Origin of the sequence: Streptomyces sp. 150FB, assembly GCF_000818195.1 — a bacterium.
Classification (GTDB): Bacteria; Actinomycetota; Actinomycetes; order Streptomycetales; family Streptomycetaceae; genus Streptomyces.
Map to the genome: position 1 here is coordinate 7877580 of NZ_JTHL01000001.1, position 26289 is coordinate 7903868.

Annotated in this window: 24 protein-coding genes; 18 read left to right on the forward strand and 6 right to left on the reverse strand. The window is 70.7% G+C overall.

Annotated features, from left to right (window positions below; translation table 11 throughout):
• The coding region (locus tag QR77_RS33805) for a PucR family transcriptional regulator ligand-binding domain-containing protein (RefSeq protein WP_040029104.1) at window positions 1–1427 on the reverse strand (1427 nt) is incomplete at its 3' end.
• Between the two features lie 353 nt (window positions 1428–1780).
• On the opposite strand from QR77_RS33805, the gene QR77_RS33810 reads away from it, so the two are divergent.
• The 10 genes from QR77_RS33810 (at window position 1781) to QR77_RS33855 (ending at window position 11665) form a co-directional block, all read left to right on the forward strand.
• Window positions 1781–2671 (forward strand): xanthine dehydrogenase family protein subunit M, encoded by an 891-nt coding sequence (locus QR77_RS33810; RefSeq protein ID WP_040025839.1) that lies wholly within the window; start codon window positions 1781–1783, stop codon window positions 2669–2671.
• A 2-nt stretch (window positions 2672–2673) separates the two neighbouring features.
• Window positions 2674–3366 (forward strand): (2Fe-2S)-binding protein, encoded by a 693-nt coding sequence (locus QR77_RS33815; RefSeq protein ID WP_040025840.1) that lies wholly within the window; start codon window positions 2674–2676, stop codon window positions 3364–3366.
• A gap of 3 nt (window positions 3367–3369) precedes the next feature.
• A complete protein-coding gene (locus QR77_RS33820; RefSeq protein WP_040025842.1) occupies window positions 3370–5796 on the forward strand; it encodes a molybdopterin cofactor-binding domain-containing protein in 2427 nt (808 codons plus the stop codon).
• Between the two features lie 241 nt (window positions 5797–6037).
• Window positions 6038–7498 carry an NCS2 family permease gene (locus QR77_RS33825; protein ID WP_040025844.1) on the forward strand — a complete coding sequence of 487 codons (1461 nt, stop codon included), beginning with the start codon at window positions 6038–6040 and terminating at the stop codon, window positions 7496–7498.
• 68 nt (window positions 7499–7566) lie between these two features.
• Entirely contained in the window at window positions 7567–8721 is a 1155-nt protein-coding gene (locus tag QR77_RS33830; RefSeq protein ID WP_040025845.1) for an XdhC/CoxI family protein, read from the forward strand.
• Window positions 8722–8805: 84 nt separating this feature from the next.
• Window positions 8806–9363 (forward strand): hypothetical protein, encoded by a 558-nt coding sequence (locus QR77_RS33835; RefSeq protein ID WP_040025846.1) that lies wholly within the window; start codon window positions 8806–8808, stop codon window positions 9361–9363.
• A 41-nt stretch (window positions 9364–9404) separates the two neighbouring features.
• Complete coding sequence (locus QR77_RS33840) at window positions 9405–9953, forward strand: isochorismatase family protein (RefSeq protein ID WP_040029105.1); 549 nt, start codon at window positions 9405–9407, stop codon at window positions 9951–9953.
• A 60-nt stretch (window positions 9954–10013) separates the two neighbouring features.
• Window positions 10014–10460: an NUDIX domain-containing protein gene (locus QR77_RS33845; protein WP_040025847.1), complete on the forward strand. Its 447-nt coding sequence runs from the start codon at window positions 10014–10016 to the stop codon at window positions 10458–10460.
• Window positions 10461–10749: 289 nt separating this feature from the next.
• A complete protein-coding gene (locus tag QR77_RS33850; protein ID WP_040025848.1) occupies window positions 10750–10938 on the forward strand; it encodes a hypothetical protein in 189 nt (62 codons plus the stop codon).
• A gap of 265 nt (window positions 10939–11203) precedes the next feature.
• Window positions 11204–11665: a lamin tail domain-containing protein gene (locus QR77_RS33855; protein WP_040025849.1), complete on the forward strand. Its 462-nt coding sequence runs from the start codon at window positions 11204–11206 to the stop codon at window positions 11663–11665.
• Between the two features lie 121 nt (window positions 11666–11786).
• Here QR77_RS33855 and QR77_RS33860 read toward each other — a convergent pair whose 3' ends face one another.
• On the reverse strand, window positions 11787–13010 hold the full coding sequence (locus QR77_RS33860; protein WP_078877476.1) for a lactonase family protein: 1224 nt from the start codon (window positions 13008–13010) through the stop codon (window positions 11787–11789).
• Window positions 13011–13301: 291 nt separating this feature from the next.
• Between QR77_RS33860 and QR77_RS33865 the strand changes: the two genes are divergently transcribed.
• From QR77_RS33865 to QR77_RS33885, 5 genes are all read left to right on the forward strand, one after another.
• Window positions 13302–14579: a VWA domain-containing protein gene (locus tag QR77_RS33865; protein ID WP_040025851.1), complete on the forward strand. Its 1278-nt coding sequence runs from the start codon at window positions 13302–13304 to the stop codon at window positions 14577–14579.
• Complete coding sequence (locus QR77_RS33870) at window positions 14579–15511, forward strand: hypothetical protein (protein WP_040025854.1); 933 nt, start codon at window positions 14579–14581, stop codon at window positions 15509–15511. The genes QR77_RS33865 and QR77_RS33870 overlap by 1 nt, the downstream gene beginning before the upstream one ends.
• Window positions 15512–15722: 211 nt before the next feature.
• Window positions 15723–16601 (forward strand): metallophosphoesterase, encoded by an 879-nt coding sequence (locus QR77_RS33875; protein ID WP_201778840.1) that lies wholly within the window; start codon window positions 15723–15725, stop codon window positions 16599–16601.
• Entirely contained in the window at window positions 16598–17260 is a 663-nt protein-coding gene (locus tag QR77_RS33880; protein ID WP_173476392.1) for a 4'-phosphopantetheinyl transferase superfamily protein, read from the forward strand. Before QR77_RS33875 ends, QR77_RS33880 begins: the two co-directional genes overlap by 4 nt.
• A 95-nt stretch (window positions 17261–17355) precedes the next feature.
• Window positions 17356–18480 carry a winged helix DNA-binding domain-containing protein gene (locus QR77_RS33885; protein ID WP_040025855.1) on the forward strand — a complete coding sequence of 375 codons (1125 nt, stop codon included), beginning with the start codon at window positions 17356–17358 and terminating at the stop codon, window positions 18478–18480.
• Window positions 18481–18510: 30 nt separating this feature from the next.
• Here QR77_RS33885 and lysA read toward each other — a convergent pair whose 3' ends face one another.
• Window positions 18511–19842 carry a diaminopimelate decarboxylase gene (gene lysA, locus QR77_RS33890; RefSeq protein WP_040025856.1) on the reverse strand — a complete coding sequence of 444 codons (1332 nt, stop codon included), beginning with the start codon at window positions 19840–19842 and terminating at the stop codon, window positions 18511–18513.
• The gene (locus QR77_RS47085; protein ID WP_160310983.1) at window positions 19839–19991 is read right to left on the reverse strand and encodes a hypothetical protein; all 153 of its coding nucleotides are present in this window, start codon (window positions 19989–19991) and stop codon (window positions 19839–19841) included. Before QR77_RS47085 ends, lysA begins: the two co-directional genes overlap by 4 nt.
• Window positions 19992–20375: 384 nt before the next feature.
• Between QR77_RS47085 and QR77_RS33900 the strand changes: the two genes are divergently transcribed.
• A complete protein-coding gene (locus QR77_RS33900) occupies window positions 20376–21143 on the forward strand; it encodes a class I SAM-dependent methyltransferase (RefSeq protein ID WP_040025858.1) in 768 nt (255 codons plus the stop codon).
• 29 nt (window positions 21144–21172) lie between these two features.
• Here QR77_RS33900 and QR77_RS33905 read toward each other — a convergent pair whose 3' ends face one another.
• Both QR77_RS33905 and QR77_RS33910 read right to left on the reverse strand, forming a co-directional pair.
• Window positions 21173–21817 carry a LysE family translocator gene (locus QR77_RS33905; RefSeq protein ID WP_040025859.1) on the reverse strand — a complete coding sequence of 215 codons (645 nt, stop codon included), beginning with the start codon at window positions 21815–21817 and terminating at the stop codon, window positions 21173–21175.
• A 59-nt stretch (window positions 21818–21876) separates the two neighbouring features.
• Window positions 21877–22731, reverse strand: a complete 855-nt coding sequence (locus tag QR77_RS33910; protein WP_040029108.1) for a helix-turn-helix transcriptional regulator — start codon at window positions 22729–22731, stop codon at window positions 21877–21879.
• A 207-nt stretch (window positions 22732–22938) separates the two neighbouring features.
• Here QR77_RS33910 and QR77_RS33915 point away from each other — a divergent pair, with 207 nt between their 5' ends.
• Together QR77_RS33915 and QR77_RS33920 are read left to right on the forward strand one after the other, a co-directional pair.
• On the forward strand, window positions 22939–24648 hold the full coding sequence (locus tag QR77_RS33915; RefSeq protein ID WP_040025860.1) for an AMP-binding protein: 1710 nt from the start codon (window positions 22939–22941) through the stop codon (window positions 24646–24648).
• A complete protein-coding gene (locus QR77_RS33920) occupies window positions 24645–26276 on the forward strand; it encodes an AMP-binding protein (RefSeq protein WP_052489250.1) in 1632 nt (543 codons plus the stop codon). Before QR77_RS33915 ends, QR77_RS33920 begins: the two co-directional genes overlap by 4 nt.
• Window positions 26277–26289: the final 13 nt, after the last annotated feature.

Here is a 26289-nt window from a genome sequence, read left to right on the forward strand (position 1 = left end):
CCGTCGCCGGCCAGACCGGCGGACAGGGGAGCCTGTACGGCGCGCAGCAGCGCGTCCGCGTGCAGTTCGCCGTCCTTGTCGCCGTCACCAGGCCGCCGGGCCTCGGGGTCCTGGCCGGCGAGGGAGTCGGCATCCTCGGCCGCCGCCGGCGGCGGCAACGGCACCAGCGCGACTGCCTCATCGCCCGTATGGGCAACGGCGATTCGGTCGGAGGCATCCCCTGACCCACCGGACCCAACGGCCCCGGGTGCGTCGGCCGTACCCCCGCCCACCCGTGCCGGTCCCGCGAGAATCTCTTCCAGCAGCGACTGGGCCAGCGCGCCCCCGCCGCCCTTCCCACTGGCCGCACTGAGCCCACCAGTCCCACTGGCCGCACTGGTCCCACCGACACCGACACCGACGCCATCGCCTCGGCTGCCCGCCGCGCCGCCGTCCCATTCCACCCGCGCCACCACCACCTGCCAGCGCGGCGCCGCCCCCACCCCCGGCAGCAGCACAGGGGCCGCCACCCGCAGCCGCGCCGCGATCTCGGCCGGGGCCGCGCCCGCCTGGACCAGTTCCAGGACCTCCTGGGCGAGCCGGCGCCGTACCGCGCGTGCCGCGTCCCGCCGGTCGCGTTCGACCGCGATGAGCTGGGTGACGCCCTGGAGCAGATCGATCCTGGCCGCCGGCCAGTCGCTCGCGTCCGCCTCGACGGCGAGCAGCCACTCGGACAGCGCGGCCTCCCGTACGTCCCCCGCACCGCCGCCGTCCTGGTGCGCGAGGTCCCGCACGGGGAACAGCGAGTACGTACGTCTGTCGACGGCCACCCGGTAGGGCCCCCTGCGCCCGGTGCGCGCGGCGGCCAGATGCTCCCCGGCCAGCGTCGCGGCCAGCGCGCCCGGCAGCGGCTGTCCCGCGCCGGCGATCTGCCGTCCGGTCGGGGAGAGCACCCACGCCCGCAGATCGAGGTCAGCGCCCAGCAGATCGAGGACCACCTCGGGCCCGCCGCCCGCGGGCCCCGGGGTCATCAGCCTGCGGTGCCGGTCGACGACGGCGGCCAGGTCCCCGGCCCGCTCGCCCGACACCTGGCGGACCACGTACTCGGTGATGGTCGCGAACGCCACATCCTCGTTCACAGCGAGGAGCGGCAGCCGATGGCGCAGGCACGCCTGCACCACGTCGTCGGGAATGTCCGGCCGCCCTGCCTCGCCCGCCGCCAGCCCCGCGACCCCGGCGGCCGCGAGGATGCGTACGAACGGCTCACTGTCGGCCGGTTCCCGCCGCCAGGCGAGCCCGGACAGGACCAGCTCGCCGCCCGAGAGATAGCGGCTCGGATCCCGCAGATCGGTGGTCATCACACCCCGGACCGTCCGGTCCAGTTCGTCCTCGCCGCCGAGCAGCCGCAGACCCAGCGCATCGGTCTCCAGCAGTGCGCGCAGCCGCATCTCGTCGCCACCGATCCTTTTCATCGTTTCCGGGATTCCCATGGAATCCCTGGGGGCACGTCCTCCGCACCCGGGGCGCCGCACCGCCCGGCTCACCTGTCCGGAAGGGGCGCAGGGTTACCGAGCGCCACTTTTCGTTCGAATCTACAAGACTCGGAAGGCGCCCAGCCAACACCTTCATGGTTTCGGTGACTGCACCCAGCCGGAGCACAGCTTGTGTACTGGGACCACGCAGCGTTAACAACTCATGAACAGCCAGTCGACCCCCGGCCCACGGGCCGAACATACGTCGTACCGACAACCTCGCACCGACAACTTCGCACCGACAACGCATACGCGGAAGAGAGCCGCTCATGGACTTCCTTCGCCCCGCAAGCTGGGAGGAGGCGCTCGCCGCCAAGGCCGAGCACCCCACGGCTGTACCGATCGCGGGTGGCACGGATGTCATGGTCGAGATCAACTTCGACCACCGGCGCCCCGCTCACCTGCTGGATCTGAACCGCATCGACGAGCTGCGTGACTGGGCCGTCGGCGAGGAGAGCGTCCAGTTGGGCGCCTCCGTCCCGTACGCCCACATCATGGAGCACCTCCGCGCCGAACTGCCGGGTCTCGCGCTCGCCTCGCACACCGTCGCCTCGCCTCAGATCCGCAATCGCGGCGGCGTCGGCGGCAACCTCGGCACCGCCTCCCCGGCGGGCGACGCCCATCCGGCGCTCCTCGCCGCCGGGGCCGAGGTCGAGGTCGAGTCCGTACGCGGCTCGCGCCGCATCCCGATCGACGATTTCTACACCGGTGTGAAGCGCAACGCGCTCGCCGCCGACGAACTCATCAAGTGGGTGCACGTCAAGAAGGCGGAGGGGCCCCAGCAGTATTCGAAGGTCGGCACGCGCAACGCGATGGTCATCGCCGTGTGCGCCTTCGGGCTCGCACTCCACCCGGGCACCCGCACGGTACGGACCGGCATCGGGTCCGCCGCGCCCACACCCGTACGGGCGCTGGACGCCGAGTCGTTCCTGAACGCCGCGCTCGACGACGGCGGCTTCTGGGACAGCGGCAAGATCATCACGCCGTCGATCGTCACTCAGTTCGCGCAGCTCGTCTCCGGGGCCTGCAACCCTATCGACGATGTGCGCGGAACCGCCAAGTACCGCCGTCACGCGGTCGGCATCATGGCCCGCCGCCAGCTCGGCTGGACCTGGGAGCAGTACCGCGAGAGCGGCCGCCCCCTCGAAGGAGCTGCATAGCCATGCGTGTGAACTTCACGGTGAACGGACGCAGGCACGAGGCCGACGACGTCTGGGAGGGCGAGAGCCTGCTGTACGTACTGCGCGAGCGCATGGGCCTCCCCGGCTCGAAGAACGCGTGTGAGCAGGGCGAATGCGGGAGCTGTACGGTACGGCTCGACGGCGTCCCGGTCTGCTCGTGCCTCGTCGCCGCCGGCCAGGCCGAAGGCCGCGACATCGTCACGGTCGAGGGGCTCGCCGACTTCGCGAGGCGGCGCGACGACGCCGCCCGGAACACGGCACAGTCCACCGCCACTGCCCCCGCCCCCGGCGCGGGCATCAGCATCCAGCAGGCCCAGCAGTGGCAGGCGAAGGGCCCCGACTCCGGGACAGGCACCCCCCTGACAGGCGACCCCCGCACGACCGACCCCCGCACGACCGACCCCCGCACGACCGACTCCCGCCCCGGCGAAGGCGCCGACCTCTCCCCGGTCCAGCAGGCCTTCATCGACGCGGGCGCCGTGCAGTGCGGTTTCTGCACCCCCGGACTGCTGGTCACCGCCGACGAGATGCTGGAGCACAACCCCTCCCCGACCGACGCGGACATCCGCGAGGCGCTGTCCGGCAACCTCTGCCGCTGCACCGGGTACGAGAAGATCCTCGACGCGGTACGCCTGGCGGCAGCCCGTCAGGACCGTACGGAAGAGGCGGTCTGACCCATGGCCACCACAGGCACCCCCGGCAATCTCACCCAGGGCACCAGGACCAGAGGCGGCGTCGGCGAGTCGACTCTGCGCCCCGACGGCATACTCAAGGTCACCGGCGAATTCGCGTACTCCTCCGACATGTGGCACGAGGACATGCTGTGGGGCCACACGCTGCGCTCCACGGTGGCGCACGCCGAGATCAGGTCCATCGACACCGCCGAGGCACTCGCCACGCCCGGTGTGTACGCCGTACTCACCTACGACGACCTGCCGACCGAGGTGAAGCACTACGGCCTGGAGATCCAGGACACCCCCGTCCTCGCCCACGGCAAGGTCCGCCACCACGGCGAGCCGGTGGCGCTCGTCGCCGCCGACCACCCGGAGACCGCGCGCCGGGCCGCCGCCAAGATCCGTATCGACTACGCCGATCTGCCCGTCGTCACGGGCGAGGCGTCGGCGACGGCGCCCGGAGCGCCGCTCGTCCACGAGGGCCGGGACGACCTCCCCCAAGAACCTCCGACAAGCTCCGGTTCAGGGGGGACCCCCTCCAGCGGCCATGTCCCGCACCCCAACATCGTGCACCGCCAGCCCATCGTGCGCGGCGACGCCGACGAGGCGGCGAAGCGGGCCGATGTGATCGTGACGGGTGATTACGTCTTCGGCATGCAGGACCAGGCCTTCCTGGGGCCGGAGTCGGGCCTCGCCGTCCCCGGCGAGGACGGCGGTGTCGACCTCTACATCGCCACACAGTGGCTGCACTCCGACCTCCGTCAGATCGCCCCCGTTCTCGGACTGCCCGAGAAGAAGGTCCGGATGACACTCTCCGGCGTCGGCGGCGCCTTCGGCGGCAGGGAGGATCTGTCGATGCAGATCCACGCCTGTCTGCTGGCGCTGCGCACCGGCAAACCGGTCAAGATGGTCTACAACCGCTTCGAGTCCTTCTTCGGCCATGTCCACCGCCACCCGGCCACACTCCACTACGAGCACGGCGCGACGCGCGACGGCAAGCTCACGCACATGAAGTGCCGCATCGTGCTGGACGGCGGTGCCTACGCCTCGGCCTCCCCGGCCGTCGTCGGAAACGCCTCGTCGCTGTCCGTCGGCCCGTACGTGATCGAGGACGTCGACATCGAGGCCATCGCGCTCTACACCAACAACCCGCCGTGCGGGGCGATGCGCGGCTTCGGCGCCGTCCAGGCGTGCTTCGCCTACGAAGCCCAGATGGACAAGCTCGCGGCCCGACTGGGCCTGGACCCGGTGGAGTTCAGGCAGCTCAACGCCATGGAGCAGGGATCGCTGCTGCCGACGGGACAGCGGGTCGACTCCCCGGCGCCCGTCGCCGAACTGCTGCGCCGCGTCAAGGCCAGGCCGCTGCCGCCGGAACAGCAGTGGCTCACCGCCGGCGAGGCCGCCGACGTACGGTCACTGCCCGGCGGGCTGTCCAACACCACGCACGGCGAGGGTGTCGTACGGGGCGTGGGCTACGCGGTCGGCCTGAAGAACGTCGGCTTCTCCGAGGGCTTCGACGACTACTCGACGGCCCGGGTACGGATGGAGGTGATGGGCGGCGAGGCGGTCGCGACCGTACACACCGCGATGGCCGAGGTGGGCCAGGGCGGTGTCACCGTCCACGCGCAGATCGCCCGTACGGAACTGGGCGTCGCGCAGGTCACCATCCAGCCGGCGGACACCCGTGTCGGCTCGGCGGGCTCCACGTCCGCCTCCCGGCAGACGTATGTCACCGGCGGCGCGGTGAAGAACACCTGCGAGCACGTCAGGGAGCAGGTGTTGGAGATGGGCCGCCGCAAGTTCGGTACGTACCACCCCGCTTGGGCCACCGCCGAGCTGCTGCTCGAAGGCGGCAAGGTCGTCACCGACGGCGGCGAGGTCCTCGCTTCGCTCGCCGACGTGCTGGAAGGCGAGTCGGTGGACCTGGAGTTGGAGTGGCGGCACCGTCCGACCGAGGCCTTCGACCTGCGTACGGGACAGGGCAACGGCCATGTCCAGTACTCGTTCGCCGCGCACCGCGCCGTGGTCGAGGTCGACACGGAACTGGGCCTCGTCAAGGTCATCGAGCTGGCCGTCGCCCAGGACGTCGGCAAGGCGCTCAACCCGCTGTCCGTCATCGGCCAGATCCAGGGAGGCACCACCCAGGGCCTGGGCATGGCCGTGATGGAGGAGATCATCGTCGACGCCAAGACGGCGCGGGTGCGCAACCCGTCCTTCACCGACTATCTGATCCCCACCATCCTCGACACCCCGACGATCCCCGTCGACCTGCTCGAACTCGCCGACGACAACGCGCCGTACGGTCTGCGCGGCGTCGGTGAGGCCCCGACCCTGTCGTCCACCCCGGCGGTGCTCGCCGCCATCAGGAACGCGACGGGTCTGGAGCTGAACAGGACACCCGTACGGCCCGAACACCTCACCGGCACCTGACAGTTCGGGCCGCTCCGGCCCCACTCGCCACCACAGGAGGAGCGCATCACAGGACTGCCACGACGACAACTACAGCACCAGTAAGACCTGTAACACCTGCAAGACCTGCAAGACCTGCAACACCCGCAAGACCAGTTCGCCTCGGGCCGTCCCCCGGGTCGTGCAGCCCACGCACCATCCCAAAACCCGCGCAGTCACGCTCGTGGCGCGGGTGCCCCTTTGAACCTTGGGAGTAGGCATCATGACCCAGTCGTCAGTGGAGCCCAGGACAACCGCCGAGGACGCCGGCACAGGCTCGCGTCCTCCGGCCGGGAGGTCCTGGCTCGACCGGTACTTTCACATATCGCACCGAGGATCCACCATCCCGCGCGAACTGCGCGGCGGCGTCACGACCTTCATGGCCATGGCGTACATCCTGCTGCTCAACCCGCTGATCCTGTCCGGCAAGGACATCGGCGGCGATGTGCTCAGCCAGAAGGCGCTGATCACGGCGACCGCGTTCGCCGCCGCCCTCACCACCCTGCTGATGGGCTTCGTCGGCAAGGTCCCGCTGGCGCTCGCCGCCGGGCTCTCCGTGTCCGGTGTGGTCGCCGGCCAGGTCGTCCCCGTGATGAGCTGGCCGCAGGCCATGGGCATGTGTGTGATGTACGGAGCCGTGATCTGCCTGCTGGTCGTCACCGGCCTCCGTGAGATGATCATGAACGCGATCCCGCTCGCGCTGAAGCACGCGATCACCATGGGCATCGGCATGTTCGTGGCCCTGATCGGGCTGGTGAAGGCCGGTTTCGTGCACGCCTCCACGGGCGGCGGACCCGTCACACTCGGCCCCGCGGGTGAACTCGCCGGCTGGCCCGTCCTGATCTTCTGCGTCACCCTGCTGCTCATCTTCATGCTCCAGGCCCGCAAGGTGCCCGGTGCGATCCTGATCGGCATCGTCATCGGCACGGTCATCGCCGTGGTGCTCAACGCGGTGGGCCACATCAGCCCCAAGGCGTGGGGGAGCGGCCCGCCGGAGCTGAGCGGCGGCGCCGTCTCCATGCCGGACTTCTCGCTCTTCGGGAAGGTCGAGTTCGGCGGCTGGGGCCAGGTCGGCGCGATGACGGTCGGCATGATCGTCTTCACGCTCGTACTCGCCGGGTTCTTCGACGCGATGGCCACCATCATCGGTGTCGGTACGGAGGCCCAACTCGCCGACTCCAAGGGCCGGATGCCCGGACTCTCCAAGGCGCTGTTCATCGACGGCGCGGGCGGTGTGATCGGCGGTGTCGCCGGCGGCTCCGGCCAGAGTGTTTTCGTCGAGTCGGCGACAGGCGTCGGCGAGGGCGCGCGTACGGGCTTCGCCTCCGTCATCACCGGCCTGCTCTTCGCCGCCTGCCTCTTCTTCACCCCCATCACCCAGATCGTGCCGGGTGAGGTCGCGGCCGCGGCTCTCGTGGTCATCGGCGCGATGATGATGCAGAACGCCAGGCATGTGGACTGGAGCGACCGCGCGGTCGCGGTCCCGGTCTTCCTGACGGTGGTGCTGATGCCGTTCACCTACGCCATCACGCCCGGTGTGGCCGCCGGTGTCATCTCGTACGTCGCCATCAGGACCGCCCAGGGCAAGGTGCGGGAGGTCGGCCCCTTCATGTGGGGGCTGACGGTGATCTTCCTCGTCTACTACGCCCTCCATCCGATAGAGGCCTGGCTGGGCGTCTCCTGACCCGACAGCCCCCCCGCACACCCCGTGCCCCCTCCATACAGCCCCCGTGACCCATTGAGGAGACCGAGATGCTGGATATCGCCGAAGAACTGAACCGGTGGGTCGAGCAGGGACGTGACATCGCGGTCGCCACCGTCGTGGCGGTCGGCGGCAGTGCGCCCCGCCTGCCCGGAGCAGCCCTCGCCGTCGACGGCGAGGGAGCGGTGATCGGCTCGGTCTCGGGCGGCTGTGTGGAGGGGGCCGTGTACGAACTGTGCCAACAGGCGCTGGAAGACGGGCAGGTGGCGCTGGAGCGCTTCGGATACAGCGACGAGGACGCCTTTGCCACCGGACTGACCTGCGGCGGTGTCATCGACATCCTGATCACCCCGATCCGTGCCGACTCGCCCGTCCGGCAGGTGTACGCGGCGGCGCTCGCCGCCGCGGCGCGGGGGGAGGCGGTCGCCGTCGCGCGGATCACAGAGGGACCGTGGGAGCTGCGCGGCCGTATCCTGACGGCCAGTCAGGACGACACGTACGAGGGCGGCTTCGGCGGGCACCCGGAGCTGGACCGTACGGCGGCGGGCGAGGCCCGCGCCCTGCTGGACGCCGGCCGTACCGGCACGGTGGTCATCGGGGAGGGCGGTTCGCGCTGTGGACAGCCGCTGACGCTGTTCGTGGAGTCGAGCGTCCCACCGCCGCGCATGGTGGTCTTCGGCGCCGTCGACTTCGCCGCCGCGCTGGTCAGCACCGGCAAATTCCTCGGCTACCACGTCACGGTGTGCGACGCGCGCTCCGTCTTCGCGACCCCGGAGCGCTTCCCCGACGCCGACGAGATCGTGGTCGACTGGCCGCACCGCTACCTGGAGTCGACCCGCACGGACGGCAGGACCGTGCTGTGCGTACTCACCCACGACGCCAAATTCGACGTGCCGCTACTGGAGTTGGCCCTCAGGCTGCCGGTCGCGTTCGTCGGGGCGATGGGCTCGCGCCGTACCCACGAGGACCGCAACGCGCGGCTGCGCGACATCGGCGTCACCGAACTCGAACTGGCCCGCCTGCACTCCCCGATCGGCCTCGACCTCGGCGCCCGGACGCCGGAGGAGACCGCGCTGTCGATCGCGGCGGAGATCGTCGCGACCCGCAGGGGCGGCACCGGAGTCCCGCTCAAGGGCGCGCACACCCCCATCCACCACGACACCTCGCGGGCGCCACGGCTGGACCGGATCGACTCCGTGGCCTGAAGGCGCGCCCCCGCGCTTCCCGGCTGGCCGTGTCCCGCGAAAACCCCATGCCGTGGCCAAGAGCCCCGGCATACCGTGGCACGCATGGATGTGACGTTCACGAAGCTCGCGGGGCGCCGCTATCAGATCTCGGTCGTCCGGGAACACGGACCGGAGTTGGCCCCACGACAGGGGCCCGGCTATCACGCCTCCGTACCGCACGACGCCGTGCACTTCCTTGCCGAGGCCGAGGCACCGCTGTCAGGCGGTGTCTTCGGGCGGGTCGCCGCCGGCTGGAACAACATGTTCTGGCCCGCCGACCCCGAGGCGAGGCGGCGTCAGGCGCGTCGTGAGGCGAGGAGGTCGCCGAGCAGAGCCGAGCATGCCGACATGGCGCGCTCCGAGCGTCTGGCCTCCATGTGTCTGCCGCTGTGGGAGGTGCGAGCGGGCCAGATTTCCGAACTCCCCCTGTGGTTCTCCTCGGTGGAGCCGGACATCCTCGGCTCGCCGCTGGTGGGGCGGATACTGGCGCGCATGGACGACTTCGCGGCGAGCTGGCACGCACTGCCTGAGGGCGGCGGTGTCACCTTGTCGTGGCCGTCCGGTGGGCGCCTCGGCTCGACACCGGGAACCCGTAGGCCCGCGCCGGGATCACACGCGTGACCCGTACCGTACTCGACAGTGTCCAGCCCCTCGGCGGCTCCTTGCCACACCTCTCCGCGCTCCTCGTCATCGACATGCAGAACGCGACGGTCGCGATGGCCCACCGCGCCGCCGAGACCGTCGCGGCGATCGCCGGACTACGCGAAAGCGCCAAGGCCGCCGGCGTACCCGTCGTGACGATCCAGGACCAGGGCAACGGGATGGAGGCGGGCACCGAGGCCTGGCGAGTCGTACCCGAACTCGCGCCCGCCGATGGCGAGTCGGTCGTCCACAAGACCAGCCCGGACAGCTTCCTCGACACCGATCTCGACAAGACCCTGAAGACGCTGAGCGTCACCGAGGTGATCGTCACCGGGTTCGCGACGGAGATCTGCGTGGACACCACGGCACGCAGCGCGTTGAGCCACCGGTACGACCTGGTGGTGGTCACCGACGCGCACACCACATCCGTCAGGCCGGACAACGGCGACTACGCCCCGCCTGACGCATCCATCGCACACCACAACGAGATCTTCCGCCACCTCACCTTCCCCGGCCGCATGATCCGGGTACTGCCGGCGTCCGAAGTGGCCTTCGCGGCGCCCGGGTAGCGGCACGGACGGGTCGGTACCGTCGGTGGTCTCGCCCGACCCAACAACCCCCCAGGGAACATGAATCCGGAACTCGCACAACCCGTCATCGACACCCATGTCATCCTCCGCGACGGTGACAAGATGCTCTTCTCCCAGCGCGGCGGCCCCTACGGCTACGGTCGCTGGCACATGCCGTCGGGCAAGCTCGACCGGGGCGAGTCCCTGAGCGCCGGGGCCGCGCGGGAGTTGATGGAGGAAACCGGGGTCGCCGTCGATCCGGACCACCTGCGCATGGTGTACGTCGTGCACCATCAGCAGAGCGACACCGTGGAACGCATCGGGTTCTTCTTCGAGGCCACCCAGTGGACCAACGAACCCGTCAACCGGGAACCGGCGAAGTGTCTCGGCCTGGAGTGGTTCAGTGTCCACGAACTGCCCGAGGACATCATCGAGTACCCGAAGGAAGGTCTCCTCGGCTACCTGAGAGACGACAGCAGTGGCCTGACAGAGCACGGCTGGACGTAGCTTCCCACGCGGCTTCCCACGCGGCTTCCCACGCGTTACGCGGAAGGTCCGCCCCGGGCGGCACGCGCGCTGCCGTTCCGTGCCGCGACCCCCCACGGGCACAGCACGGAACGGCGCGGTCGCTGCTTCCTCACGATACGGGAGCGCTCCCAAAAGCTTTGTCCCGGACGGGTGCTCCCGTCAAGTGCGGGGATGTCGCGAGATATGTGCGGCCCGGCTCGGTTACGTTGCGCATGGTCGATTCATCCGCATTCGTGACCATTCGCCGGCCCCGCCCGAGGAGCCGCCCATGTCCCGCCTCCGCCCGCCCGCCGTTCTCATCCCCGTCGTCCTGGCGTTCGCGTTGACAGGCGGGGCCCCCGGGGCCGACCCGGGAGCGGGCTCGGGGGCGGGGCCCGTTCTCGTCAACTGGAACGCGCCATTGGTCTGGGCCGCGACCTGGCTGGACGTCACGGCGCCGCTCCTCGCGAACAGATAAAACGCCCCGGCGCCTCGTGCCGGATCCCCAACAGCCCTTGCGGCGCCTGGGTACGTGCATCAGCCGTCGCGCGGGCGGCTGCGGGCGCCGGGGAGCGTGCGCCAGGGGTGAAAAGGGTGCGTAAATGTCCCTGTTTTGTAACCTGAAGGCGGATTTTCGACGGCATCCCACGGTCTGGAGCCACAGTGTGGAAGCGCCCGGCGATCGTCCGGGCACAGGCACCATCGGCACCCAGGGAGGGTGCCGAGAACGCAGGAGGATTCCTATGTTCAGCTCCGTACCCCGCATCACCGCCGCGGTCTTCGGCTCGGCCGCGCTGGTGGCCACCGCCGTTCTCCCCGCCACGGCCGCCGGCCACGAATCGGCGCCGCGCCCGCCCCGTTCGGCCGTCGTGCTCGGCGCCGTGCAGTACGACAGCCCCGGACGTGACGACCGCTCCAACCGGAGCCTGAACGCGGAGTGGGTCACGGTCAAGAACACCGGCAAGAGGGCCGTCGAGCTCAAGGGTTGGACCCTCGCCAAGGACGGCCGCCACACGTACCACTTCAAGAACCTGCGCCTCGCCGGCAACCAGTCGGTGCGTGTGCACACCGGCACCGGCCGCAACACCGCACGCGATGTCTACCAGGGCAGCCGCCTCTACATCTGGGACAACACCGACACCGCAACCCTGCGCGACGCCCACAAGCACGTCGTCGACTCCAAGCACTGGGGCCGGGGGCGCTGACCGCGCCCACCCTCGTACCTCAGGTGCGCCGCGGGCCCACAAGGCCCGCGGCGCACCGCCGCGTTCACGGTCCGGCAGGGGAGCAGCGGAGGAGTGGATACGTGACGGATCGGCCGCCCGGCTACAGCGGCAGCGCGCAGACGGCCACCGGAGAGGCGAACGGCTCGCCCACGGCGGCGAGTTCACCGCTCGTGCCGTCCACCCTGAAGACCGTCACCGAACTCGACTTCTGGTTCGCGGCGAACAGCAGGTCACCGGTGGGTGAGAACGCGATCTGCCGCGGATAGTCGCCGCCGACCGGCGTGGTGCCGAGCAGCCGCAGTTCGGCGCCGTCCGCTTCGACGGCGTACCTGGCCAGGGTGTTGCCGCCACGGTTCGCCAGATACGCGAAGCTCCCGTCGGCCGTCACCAGGATCTCGGCGGGGAAGTTGCTGCCCGCCGTGCCGGAGCCGCTGGACTGCGGCTCGCCGGGCGTGAGTCGGCCGCTCTCCGCGTCATAGGCGCAGACGACCACGGTGTTGTCCAACTCGTTGGCCAGATAGGCGAAAGCACCCGCCGGGTGGAAGGTGAGATGACGCGGTCCCGCGCCCGGCCGCAGCGCCGCGATCGAGACCCGGGTGAGCGTGCCGGCCGATTCGTCGAGACGGTACGTGTACACCGTGTCGGTGCCCAGATCGACCGCGAGGACATGCCCGCCGTCCGGACTCGTGATGATCTGGTGGGCGTGCGGCCCGTCCTGGCCGGGTCCGGGCGGCGGCGTGGAGTGTGCGACCAGATCCGTACGTTCACCCAGCGCGCCCGAGGCGTCGATGGGGTGCACGGCCACGCTGCCCGACGTGTAGTTGGCGCTCAACAGCCAGTTGCCGCCCGGGTGTACGGACAGATGGGTCGGTCCGGCCCCGCCCGTGGAGCGGGTGCCGATGACCGTGGGCGCGCCGTCACCGGTCAGGGCGATCGCGGTGACACCGCCGTCCTGCTTCTCGTCGACCGTGTAGAGCGTCGAACCGTCCGGGTGGACCGCCAGATACGAGGGGTCGGCCACCCCGGTGAGTGTGGAGCCGCCCGAGATCGCACCCGTCGCCGGATCGTAGGACGCGACGCCAACGCCCGTACCGCCACCGGCCTGTGAGGTGTACGTGCCGAGGTACAGCGGCCGGGAAGCCGCCGCCCGGCCCGAGGGCGGGATTTCCGCGCCGTCGGGCGCGGGTGTACGGGTGACGGACTCGGCGGCGGCCGACGCCGGGGCCGCCGCCACCACCGTGGTCGCGGCGAGCGCTCCCATGAAGTGGCGCCGGCTGAGGCCACTCCACTGTCCTTGCGATGTCTGTTCTTTCCTGCGGGTCATACCGGGCACCTCGGATATCTGATGTGGGGGGAGTTGGGGTGCTGGTGATTGATGTGGCGCACACACAGTGACCCGAAACGGCCCGCGACGACAAGGGGACCCGCCCGACTGCTTTGACGGCGGGGAACGCGAGTCTTTCGGCAGCGGGAAATCCGGGTGCCCGACAAGGGCGAAGGCAAGGGCAAAGACAAGGGCAAAGAAAAGGGCAAAGACAAGGGCGAATGCGACCGGGATATGACGAGCCGTCAGTTCCTGTTTGGTTTACCGCTCGATCCTCAATATCATCCGGCGATGATCATAAGTAAACGGCCGGCGATCGCACTGTGCGGTGTGCTGGCCACCCTGGCCGTAGGGCTGCTGCCCGCATCCGCCTCAGCCGCCGACGAACCCGTGAACCGGCCCGCCCCGAAGGTCGATCTGGTCCTCGACGTCAGCGGCTCGATGCAGGCCCGCGACATCGACGGCCAGTCCCGGATGGCAGCGGCGAAACAGGCCTTCAACGAGGTACTCGACGCCACTCCCGAGGAAGTGCAGCTCGGCATCCGCACCCTCGGCGCCAACTACCCGGGGAAGGACACCAAGGTCGGCTGCAAGGACACCAAGCAGCTTTACCCCGTAGGGCCGTTGGACCGTACGGAGGCCAAGACCGCGGTCGCCACCCTCGCGCCCACCGGCTGGACCCCGATCGGACCCGCCCTCCTCGGCGCGGCCGACGACCTCGAAGGCGGCAACGCCACCCGCCGTATCGTGCTCATCACGGACGGCGAGGACACCTGCGCACCGCTCGATCCCTGCGAAGTGGCGCGCGACATCGCCGCCAAGGGCATCCACCTCGTCATCGACACCCTGGGCCTGGTCCCCGACGACAAGACCCGCAAGCAGCTCAGTTGTATCGCCGAGGCAACCGGCGGCACCTACACCTCCGTCCGGCACACGAACGAACTGTCGGGCCGCGTCACACAGTTGGTGGACAGGGCGGCCGACCCGGTCGCCACCCCCGTGGTGACGCAGGGAGCGGCGAGCTGCGCCCAGGCACCCGAACTCAAGCCCGGGCTCTACAGCGACCGCGAGAAGTTCTCCGAGCACCGCTGGTACCGCGTGAACGTCCTGCCCGGACAGGAACTGCGCGCCTCGGTGAGCGTCGCCGACGACCGTGCGGTGGACAAGGACTACGGCGTGCTGCTGCGCGCGGTGACCACGCACGGCAGAGAGATCGTCCGTGGCTCCGAGTCGGGCGACGGACGCACCGATGTGATCTCGACGGGCCTGCGCTACCCGAAGCCACCGGACGACAACGCCGACGACAGCGTCGAGCCCACGCCGGAGGCGGTCTGCCTCCAGGTCAGCAACGCGTTCTCCGCGCCCGACTCCGTGAAGACCACCCCGGGCCTGCCCGTCGAGCTGACGGTCGACCTGGTGGACTCGCCCGACCAGCCGTCCGACATCGCCGCGTTCGGCCTCGGCCGTGGCTGGTGGCTGCTCGGTCTGATGGCCCTCACCGGTCTGCTCGCCGGACTGATCTGGGGCTGGATCTCACGCTGGCGCGTAGCCGTCTGGAGGACCAACTGATGGGTACCACCGGAATGTTGACGCGCGGTGTCACCGCCGGCTCCCTGCTCGCCGCCGCTCTGCTCCTCGGCGGAGCGGGCAGCGCGAGCGCCGACGGCACGGACAGTACGGACAGCGCGAGCCCGTCCCCCAGCGCCTCGGAGGGTGCGGGCCCCACCGAGGCAGGTACCAACTTCCTCAACGCCAAGGCTTTCCAACCGGGCCAGCAGGCCACGGCCGACGCGTCCACGGGCGACTACCTGTACTGGGTGTTCCCCGCCGATGCCGGGCAGCGCCCCACCGTGACGGCGAAGGTCAGCTTCCCGACCTCCGCCGCGGCCAGGTCGGCCGCTTCCACCTGGCAGGTGGACGTGTACGACGGGCTGCGCCGCCGCCAGCCGTGCGTGTACGGAGCGCAGACCAGGGCGATGGCCTCGGACGCGACCACGGTCGAGGTGAACTGCACACTGCGACCCGTACGGGCCTGGGCGGACACCTGGTCGACGGACCCGCTGCCCGGCAGTTACTACATACGCCTCACGGTCGTCGACGCGCAGGCGGTGGACCTCGGTCTGCCGGTGCGCGCCGAGGTCGGCGTCGCGATCAAGGACATCGGCGGCTCCCAGGCGGTCGGCGGCCACCTCGCGAAGCCGCTGACGCCCGGCTTCAAGGACGCCAGTACGGTCGCGGGCGGCTCCGAAGCGAGCAGTGACGCCCCGAGTGACGAGGCGAGCGACGACGCAGGCTCGGACGACCCGAGCGCCGACCCGAGCGCCGATCCGCAGACAGCGGCGGCGAACGGCGAGCCCGAGGACGGCTGGTCCTCCGGCTGGTGGTCGGACCGCTGGCTCTGGACAGCGGGCGGGGGAGTGGTCGCCGCACTGGCCGCCATCGCCGGCTACTCGCTGGCCCGGCCTTCCCGCCGCTCGTCGGGTCTCCCGCCACGGATGTGACCCGGTCCGGTCCGGTCCTGACCCGTCCTGACCCGTCCTGACCCGTCCTGACCCGTCCTGATCCGATACGCGGAGGCAGGCCAGGTCGGGCCCGGTCCGGCCCGATGCGGCGCACGTCACACGGCGGCGGCTCTGGGGTAACTCCCAGGCCGCCGCCCCTGTTTCGGTATGGGCTGGCCTGGGCGGAGGGCGCCGGGATAGCCTCGCGAACGTGACCTTGCCCAGCGAATCCGCCAGCCCGGGCGACCCGGTGCCCAAGCTCCTCGCGATCAGCGACCTCCATGTCGCCTTCGCCGAGAACAAAGCGATCCTCGACACCCTCCGGCCGACCACCGACGAGGACTGGCTGATCGTCGCCGGGGACACCGCCGAGAAGGTCGCCGACATCGAGTGGGCGCTGCGCGCGCTCTCGGAGCGGTTCGCCAAAGTCCTCTGGGTGCCCGGCAATCACGAGCTGTGGACCCACCGGGAGGACCCGGTCGTGCTGCGCGGCGACGCCCGCTACCAGCATCTCGTAGCGATCTGCCGGGACTTGGGGATATCCACGCCCGAGGACCCCTACCCCGTCTGGAAAGGCGCCGGCGGCCCCGTGACGGTCGCGCCGCTCTTCCTGCTCTACGACTACACCTTCCGCCCCTCGGGCACGCGGACGAAGGCGGAGGCGCTGAAGGTCGCGTACGACGCAGGGATCGTCGCCAGCGACGAGGTGCTGCTGCACCCGGACCCGTACCCGACCCTCGACGCGTGGTGCAGGGAGCGCGTGCGGCTGACCGAGGAGCGGCTCGCGGCCAGGGACCCGGAGCTGCCCACCGTACTGATCAACCACTGGCCGATGGCCCGCCATCCCACGGACATCCTCAGGTACCCGGAGTTCGCCCTGTGGTGCGGCACCGAGCTGACAGCCGACTGGCACCTGAAGTACAGGGCGGCCGCGATGGTCTACGGCCACCTCCACATCCCGCGCACGACCTGGCAGGACGGCGTGCGGTTCGAGGAGGTCTCCGTCGGCTACCCCCGCGAATGGAGCAACCCCCGTCACCCCGATCCGGCGCTGCGCCAGATCCTTCCGTATACGGAGACCACACGGTGATCGACGAGATCCTGCCGCCGCAGGTCATGTCCGTGGCCAGGACCGACGACGTGACGGTCCCCGATCTCTTCCCCGAGGAGGAGGCGCTGATCGAGCGCGCCGTCCTCAAGCGCCGCCTGGAGTTCACCACCGCCCGGCACTGCGCCCGGCGCGCGCTCGCCCGCCTCGGCCTGCCGCCCGCGCCGCTGCTGCGCGACGAGCGGGGGGCGCCCCGCTGGCCGGAAGGGACGGTCGGCAGCATGACCCACTGCGACGGTTTCCGGGCAGCCGCTGTCGCCCGGCGGAGCGAGATCGCCACCCTCGGCATAGACGCCGAACCCCACGGTGAACTCCCGGACGGCGTACGGGAGGTGGTCACCGTCAACGGTGAACTCGCCCTGCTGGAACGGCTGGCGGCCGACCACCCGGAGATCCACTGGGACCGGCTGCTGTTCAGCGCCAAGGAGTCGGTCTACAAGGCGTGGTACCCGGTGACCAAGCGCTGGCTGGACTTCACCGAGGCGGAGCTGACCATTGACGTGCCGGGCCGGGGCTTCACCGCGCGCCTCCTGGTGCCCGGCTTCGAGCTGCCGGGGCACGGCACGGTCAAGGAGTTCGACGGCCGCTGGACGGTCCGGGACGGCCTGGTGATGACGTCGGTGGTGATCCCCGCGGGATGACCAACCGCCCGGTCGTCCTACGGGATGACCGGCCTCCCGTAGGACGACCGGCATTGCGGACAGAAGGTGGCCGCGATGCTCGCTACGGTGCGGACATGGCAGCGAAGACGACGTACCCCGTACTCACCACCCGCGCACTGGGCCGCGCCACCCTGGACCGCCAGTCGCTGCTGCGCCGCTCCGCGATGTCCCCGAAGGACGCGCTCACCCGGCTGGTCGGGCTCCAGGCCCAGAACGTCAAACCGCCCTACGTCCAACTCGCCGCCAGGCTCGAAGACTTCGACCCCGAGGATCTGTCCGCGCTGCTGGCCTCCCGCGAGGCCGCCCGCATGGTCACCATGCGCTCCACCATCCACCTGCACACCGCCGACGACTGCCTCGCGCTGCGCCCGTTGTTCCAGGCGGTGTGCGACCGTGAGCTGAGGCAGTTCCGCAAGGATCTGGCCGGGATCGAGCCTGAGCGGATCGCCGCGTACGGCCGTGAGCTCGTCGAGGAGCGGCCCCGGCCGGTGAAGGAGCTGCGGGAGCTGCTGCTGGGCCGATGGCCGGACGCCGGTCCTCTCGCGCTCACCGTCGCCGTACGCTGCCTGCTGCCCCTCGTCCAGACCACCCCGCGCGGGCTGTGGGGCCGGAGCGGACAGGTCACACTGACCACCACCGAGCAGTGGTTCGGCCGCCGGGCGGAACCCGCGCACGAGCCGGACGCGGCCATCCTGCGCTATCTCGCGGCCTTCGGTCCCGCCTCGGTCAGGGACGCGGGGACCTGGTCGGGCCTGACCAGACTGCGGGAGGTCTTCGAGCGGCTGCGACCCGGTCTCCTGACCTTCCAGGACGAGAACGGCGTCGAACTCTTCGATCTCCCCGAGGCGGCCCGACCGGCGGAGGACACCCCGGCACCGCCGCGCTTCCTGCCGGAGTTCGACAACCTGCTGCTCTCGCACGCCGACCGTACGAGGATCATCCCCGCCGCGTACAAGGGACGCCTCTCGCGCGGCAATCTCAGCTACCGCGCGCTCCTCGTGGACGGCATGGTCGCCGGTGTGTGGCGGCTCGCGTTGCGGCCCGCCGAGAGCCGGGACGGTGTGACGCTGACCGTGCAACTCTTCGGCGGGCTGAGCCGCGAGCGGCGCCGCGCGGTGGAGGAGGAGGGGGAGCGGCTGCTCACCACCCTCCACCCCGCCACCGCGCACGACCTCAGGTTCGCCGACTTCACCCACTGACGACCGGCAGGGGAGTGCCGGGAGCCGGTGTCAGAGGCCGACGTCCCGGTGCCGCAGGTCCTCGAAGTTCTCCCTGCGCACCAGCAGCCGCGATCTGCCGCCCGACACCGCCACGACCGGCGGCCGTCCCGTCATGTTGTAGCCGGACGCCATCGAGACCTGGTACGCGCCGGACGCCGGCACCGCCAGTACATCCCCGGGCCGTATGTCGTCGGGCAGTTCCACCACGTCGGCGAGTACGTCGCCCGCCTCGCAGTGCCGGCCGACGACCGTCGCCGACCGCATCGGCGCGTCCGACGCGCGGCCGACCCGGCGGACGGTGTAGCGCGCCCCGTACAGCGCGGGCCGCGGGTTGTCGCTCATGCCGCCGTCGACGGCGACGAAGACGCGGCCCGTGGTGCGCTTGACGGAGAGCACCCGGTAGAGCGCGATCCCGGCCGGAGCCACGACGGAGCGCCCTGGCTCGACGGTCAGTCGGGGGACCGGCAGGCCGTGCTCGGCGCAGGCGTCGGCCAGCGTCTCGGTGATCAGCCGGCCGTACTCCGACGGTGCGGGCGCCGGATCGCCGGGCAGGTACGCGACGGCGAAGCCGCCGCCCATGTCCAGCTCGGGCAGCGTCACCCCGTACCGGTCCCTGATCAGCGCCATGAACGCCACGACGCGCCGCACCCCCTCGGCGTACGGTTCGGCCTCGGTGATCTGCGAGCCCAAGTGGCAGTGCAGGCCGACCAGTTCGAGCCGATGCTGACCGAGGATACGGGCGATCGCCTCCTCGGCGTCGCCGTCGGCGATCGACAGGCCGAACTTCTGGCCCTCGGCGCCCGTCCGGATCTTGTGATGCGCGCCGGCCTGGATCCCGGGCAGGACGCGGACCATCACCCGCTGTGCGTCGGGCCCCGGCACCTGTGCGGCGAGCCGGGCGATCTCGCAGTCCGAGTCGATGACGATCCGGCCGACACCGAGCCGTAGCGCGGTACGCAGATCCTGGGGCGACTTCGCGTTGCCGTGCAGCACGATCCGCTCGGGCGGGAAGCCGCGCGTGGCGGCCAGCTCCAGTTCGCCGGCGGAACACACGTCGAGCCCGAGGCCCTCCTGCTCCACCCAGTCGACCATGGCCCGGCACAGGAACGCCTTGGCCGCGTAGACGACATCGGCGTCGGGCAGGGCACGCCGCCACGCCTGGGCGCGGGCGCGTACCTCGTCCTCGTCGATCACATAGGTGGGCGTGCCGTAGTGCTCGGCCAGCTCGGCGAGACCGACGCCCGCCACGGCGATGTCTCCGCCGGGTGCGACGACGGCAGAGGCGGGCCAGACCATGGCTGTGCTCAACTCGCTCATGAGCAGCCGGGGTTGGGTGGTCATACGAGCATCGCCTCCTCCAGACTCAGCGCGCGCCGCGCGCAGGCGAGGGCCGGACCGGCGGGCCGTGCTTCGCGGTGGCCGGGGGCCGGATACGACGCCGGGTCGGGGTCCGAGGCCTCGTCCTCGGCCTCGGGCAAAAGGTGCTCCATGGTGTCCTCCCAGAGGAGTGTCGACCGCTCGGGAGAGGGCCGATCACTGTCCGACACCTGGAAGCTAAGCCCGCGGAAAGGCGGGCGGTGGGGGCCATGACGGAGCATTGACCGGGCGGGCCCGGATATTGACGCGCTCCTGGCGCGCAGTCCCCGGAGGACGCGGTGAACGCGCGGAAAAACCCGCGTGAGCGCGCCCGGGAACGCGCCGGTGAGGGCCTCCGGCGGGGGCAGGAACGGCCGTACGCATACGGTCGCGAGGGCAGCGCCCCGACCCCTCCCACGGGGCCCGCCGAACCTCGCTCGCGCCCCCGCCGCATACGGTCTGAGCTGGGCTTTCGCGGTGTTCGGCCCTAGCCTTTTCCCATCCTGGAAGGGGGCCGGATGGACCGGAACATACGCACGGTCGACGACGTGCTGAAGCTCATGGACAGCCTGTTCGCGCCGGAGGCTGACCGCTGGACCGAGGAGGGTGCCACCTGGTGGGACGGCTTCTACGCGGACCGTACGAGGGGGGTGCCGTTCTTCGTCGAGAAGCCGGACGAGAACCTGGTGTCGTACCTCGACCGGGGCCTGATCACTCCGGGCCGGGCGCTCGATCTGGGCTGCGGTCCCGGCCGTAACGCCCTTCACCTCGCCTCGCTGGGCTTCGAGGTGGACGCCGTCGACCTCTCACCGACGGCTGTCGCCTGGGCCGAGGAGCGGGCCGACGAGACCGGGGAAACCGTCCGGTTCCACTGCGGTGACGCCTTCGCCCTGACCCAGCCCGGCGCGGGGCTGACCGGCGACGCGCTCACCGAACCCGAGCTGATCGGCCCGTACGACCTGATCCACGACTCGGGGTGCTTCCACCACCTGCCGCCGCACCGCCGCGTCAGCTACCTCGCGCTCCTCGACCGCGCACTCGCGCCCGGGGGCCACTTCTCGCTCGCCTGCTTCGCGTCCGGCGAGATGGGATCCGAGCTTCCCGACGAGGCCTTCTACCGCCAACAGCCCGGCCTGCACGGCGGACTTGCCTATACACCGGAGTCCCTGCGCCGGATCTTCGGGCACCTCACGGAGGTCGAGCTGCGCCGGATGAACGACGAGCCACCCGAGTCCCCCTACTTCGGCGAGGCGTTCCTCTGGACGGCTCTGTTCCGCCGCCCCTGAGGCGCCGCGTGCGGCCCCCGGGGGATGGCTCAGTCCACACTCCCCGTGGTCGCGACCGTCACACCGAGCCCGATCATCGCGACGCCGCCCGCGCCGCCCACCATAGAGAGCCGCCGCTCCGAGCGGCCGAACCAGGCGCGGGCGGCCGAGGCGCCCAGCCCCCACAGGGTGTCCGTGACCATGGCGACGCCCACCGGAATCAGCCCGAGCACCAGCATCTGCGCGGTGGCGTGCCCGGCCGCGTGGTCCACGAACTGGGGCAGCACTGCGGCGAAGAACACCATGCTCTTGGGGTTGGTGACGCCCACCAGGACACCGTCGGAGACGGTACGGAGATGTCCGCGCGCCTCGCCGTCCGGCGCCGCGGCGACGGCGGCCCGCATCGACCCGCGGTGCCGGAAGGCCTGCACACCGAGGTAGATCAGATAGGCCGCTCCGGCGAGCTTCACCGCCGTGAAGACGGTCACCGACTCCTCGATCAGCGCGCCGATCCCGAGGGCAACCGCCACCACCAGCACGTACGAACCGACGCAATTGCCGAGCACCGACCGCAGCGCCGTCCGGCGTCCATGCGCGAGGGCACGCCCGATGACGAAGAGCACACTCGGCCCCGGGATCGCGATGACGAGCAGCGAGATCGCCGCGAAGGCGAGCAGACGGTCGGACGACACCATGACGGGACACTCCAAAGGACGGCACTGAGGCCGCCATTGAAACAGACGCGGGACGCCGCCTAAGGGAGCAGTCCGGCCCGGCGGGCCGCGACCACGGCCTCAAGTCGAGTGTGTGCGCCGAGCTTTCGCATCGCGGCGCGCAGATACCCCTTCACGGTCTCGGGGCGCAGCCCCAGCAGTTCGGCCGCGGCGGCGTTCGTGGAGCCCGAGGCGACGCAGGACAGGACGTCCAACTCGCGCGGCGCCAGACCGATCGGCATCTCACGGGCGGCGGCGCCCGTCGGGGCCTCGGCGTGTCCCACCGCTGTCGCGCCCGCCAACCTGGCGCAGACGGCGAGGAGTTCGTCCCGCAGCGGTGAGTCCTCGATCCGGGGCGCCAGCGCGCGCAGCTCGCTGTGCGCCGCCCGTACCTCCTCCCACGCCGCGCGACCGGCCACCGGTTCGCGCGCCACCGACAGCAGCCGCCGCACCTCCTCCCGTACGAGCAGGGACTGCTCCACATCCCTGGCCGCGGCGACCGCCGCCTCGAAAGCGCGGTCACCGATCGGGAGCGCGGTGCGCAGGGCGCCGTACAGCACACCGCGCACCTTGCGCCGGACGACCACCGGCACCGCGAGCACCGAGCGCAGGCCCTCGGCGGACACGGCGGCGTCGTACTCGTGGCTGATCTGGCGCGCCACGCGGTAGTCGGTCACCGCGCAGGGGCGCGCGAGCGCCATGGACTTCCCGCCGAGTCCGTTCCCCGAGGAGATCGCGAGGCCGCGCAGCGCGCCGGTCACCGTTCCGTCCAGATCCGCGATGCGTACCGGCGCGCCTCCCGCCTCGCCGCTCTCGCCGTCCGCCGCGTGCGTCAGCCCGCCGAAGGCGACGGGCAGCCCGGTCGTCCTGCGCAGCCGCGCCAGCGCGGCCCGCATCCGCACCGCCTCGACCGCCCGCACCGCCTCGACCGCCCGCACCGCCTCGACAGCCTTGACCGCCTCCACCGCCTCGGTCATGCCCGTCATGCCCCGCGCCTCCTGTCTTTCACCCGCTCGCGCGGACACCACCCCCGTCCGGGGGTGGTGAGACCCTCGTCACTGATTACACGATGGCGGGGAACGGTCCCGCAACGAGGAGGACACATGACGTCATCCAGTCCGACCGAGCAGTTCAGGGCGGCCAGGGACTTCCTCCTGGAACATCGGGAGGACTACGCCACCGCGTACGAGGGCTTCGCCTGGCCCCGCCCCGAGCACTTCAACTGGGCGCTCGACTGGTTCGACCAGGTGGCGCTGGGCAACGACCGCCTCGCCCTGCACATCGCCGAGGAGGACGGGCGCCACACCCGCCTCACCTTCGAGCGGATGTCCGCGCGCTCCAATCAGGCGGCCAACTGGCTGCGCGCGCAAGGCGTACGCGCCGGCGACCGCATCGTGGTCATGCTCGGCAACCAGGTCGAACTGTGGGAGACCGCCCTCGCCGCGATGAAGCTGCGCGCCGTCGTCATCCCCGCCACGCCGCTGCTCGGCCCCCTCGACCTGCGCGACCGCATCGAGCGCGGGCGGGCGGCGCATGTGATCGTCCGCGCCGACGACACCGGGAAGTTCGCCGACATCGCGGGGGACTACACCAGGATCGTGGTCGGCGAAGCGAACCACCCGAACCACCCGAACCACGCGGATGGCGTGGGCAGTTGGCTCCCGTACGCCGCCGCGTACGACGAGTCAGAGGCCTTCGAACCGGACGGGGTCACCCGCGCGGACGACCCGCTGATGCTGTACTTCACCTCGGGGACGACCGCCACCCCGAAGCTCGTCGAGCACACCCACGTCTCGTACCCGATCGGGCATCTCGCGACGATGTACTGGATCGGCCTGAAGCCGGGCGACGTCCATCTCAACATCGCCTCACCCGGCTGGGCCAAGCACGCCTGGTCGAACCTCTTCGGCCCGTGGAACGCCGAGGCGACGGTCTTCATCCACAACTACACCCGCTTCGACCCGGTCAGGCTGATGGCGGAGATGGACCGTGCCGGAGTCACCAGTTTCTGCGCCCCGCCCACGGTCTGGCGGATGCTGATCCAGGCCGACCTGTCCCAACTGCGCACCGTGCCGCGCGAGGTCGTCGCCGCCGGTGAGCCGCTCAACCCCGAGGTGATCGAGACGGTGCGCCGCGCGTGGGGTGTGACGATCAGGGACGGCTTCGGGCAGACGGAGACGGCGGTCCAGGTCGCCAACTCGCCGGGCCAGTTGCTCAAGACGGGTTCCATGGGCCGGCCGACCCCCGGCTTCAAGGTCGAGCTGCTCGACCCGGTCACCGGGCAGCCCGGCGTGGACGAGGGCGTGATCTCCCTCGACCTCTCCAACAACCCCGTCGGCCTGATGACGGGCTACCACGGCGACCCGGAGCGTACGGCCGAGTCGATGGCCGGCGGGTACTACCGGACGGGCGACATCGGCGCGCGGGACGCCGAGGGCTACATCACGTACATCGGCCGCAGCGACGACGTGTTCAAGTCCAGCGACTACAAGATCTCGCCCTTCGAGCTGGAGAGCGCACTGCTGGAGCACGAGGCGGTGGCCGAGGCCGCCGTCGTACCGGCGCCCGACGCGCTGCGGCTCTCCGTACCGAAGGCGTACGTCGTCCTCGCCGAGGGCTGGGAGCCGGGACCGGACACCGCCAAGGTGATCTTCGCCCACTCGCGCGCGGTCCTCGCCCCGTACAAGCGCGTGCGCCGCATCGAATTCGCCGAGCTGCCGAAGACCGTGTCGGGCAAGATCCGCCGGATCGAGCTGCGCGAGCGTACGGCGGCGGGCTCGACGGCCGAGTACGACGAGGGGGACCTGCGATGACACCGGACACCGCCCTGCCCACGGGGGGCGACTCATACACACACGGCACCGGAACCACCGCACTGCTCGGCGACACCATCGGCGGCAACCTGGACCGCGCGATCGCGGCCTTCCCGGAACGGGAAGCGCTGGTCGACGTATCGTCCGGACGGCGCTGGACGTACGGGGAGTTCGGCGACGACGTCGGCGAACTGGCGCGGGCCCTGATGGCGCGCGGGGTGGCGAAGGGCGACCGGGTCGGGATCTGGGCGGTCAACTGCCCCGAGTGGATGCTCACGCAGTACGCCACCGCGCGCATCGGCGCGATCATGGTGAACATCAACCCGGCTTACCGGGCGCACGAGTTGGAGTACGTGCTCCGGCAGTCCGGGGTCTCACTACTGATCGCCACCCCGACCCACCGGACCAGCGACTACCGGGCCATGGTCGAGCAGGTACGGGGCGGATGCCCCGAACTGCGCGCCGCGCACTACATCGGTGACGAGAGCTGGCACGAACTGCTCAGCGCCGCAACGGAAGTGACGTCCGATCAGTTGCGGGCGCGCGAGGCCGAGCTGTCCTGCGACGACGCGATCAACCTTCAGTACACCTCCGGAACCACCGGCTTCCCGAAGGGGGCCACTCTCTCCCACCACAACATCCTCAACAACGGGTACTTCGTGGGCGAGACGGTCGGCTACACGGAACAGGACCGGATCTGCGTTCCCGTCCCCTTCTACCACTGCTTCGGCATGGTCATGGGCAACCTCGCGGCCACCTCGCACGGCGCGTGCATCGTGATCCCGGCCGGTTCGTTCGACGCGGACACCACGCTGCGCGCCGTCCAACAGGAGCGCTGCACCTCGCTGTACGGGGTCCCGACGATGTTCATCGCGGAACTGAACCTGCCCGGCTTCGCCGCGTACGACCTCTCGTCGCTCCGCACCGGCATCATGGCGGGCTCACCCTGCCCGGTCGAGGTGATGAAGCGGGTCGTCGCCGAGATGAACATGGCCGAGGTGTCGATCTGTTACGGCATGACGGAGACCTCCCCGGTCTCCACCCAGACCCGCCGCGACGACGACCTGGAACGCCGCACCGGCACAGCGGGCCGCGCACTGCCGCACATCGAGGTCAAGGTGGTCGACCCGGTCAGCGGTGTGACAGTGCCACGAGGTGAGGCGGGGGAGCTGTGCACGCGCGGGTACAGCGTGATGCTCGGCTACTGGAACGACCCCGAGCGCACGGCCGAAGTCATCGACGCGGGCCGCTGGATGCACACGGGCGACCTCGCGGTGATCCGCGAGGACGGATACGTGCAGATCGTGGGTCGGATCAAGGACATGATCATCAGGGGCGGTGAGAACGTCTATCCCAGGGAGGTCGAGGAGTTCCTCTACACCCACCCGAAGATCGCGGACGTCCAGGTGGTCGGCATCGCCGACGAGCGGTACGGCGAAGAGATCCTGGCCTGCGTGATCCCCCGCGACCCGGCCCGGCCGCCGACGCTGGAGGACATCACGTCGTACTGCCGGGAGCAGCTCGCGCACTTCAAGATCCCGCGCCGGGTGGAGATCATGGACGCGTTCCCGATGACGGTGAGCGGCAAGGTGCGGAAGATCGAGCTGAGGGAACGGTTCTCCGGGTGACGGACGGGGTGAC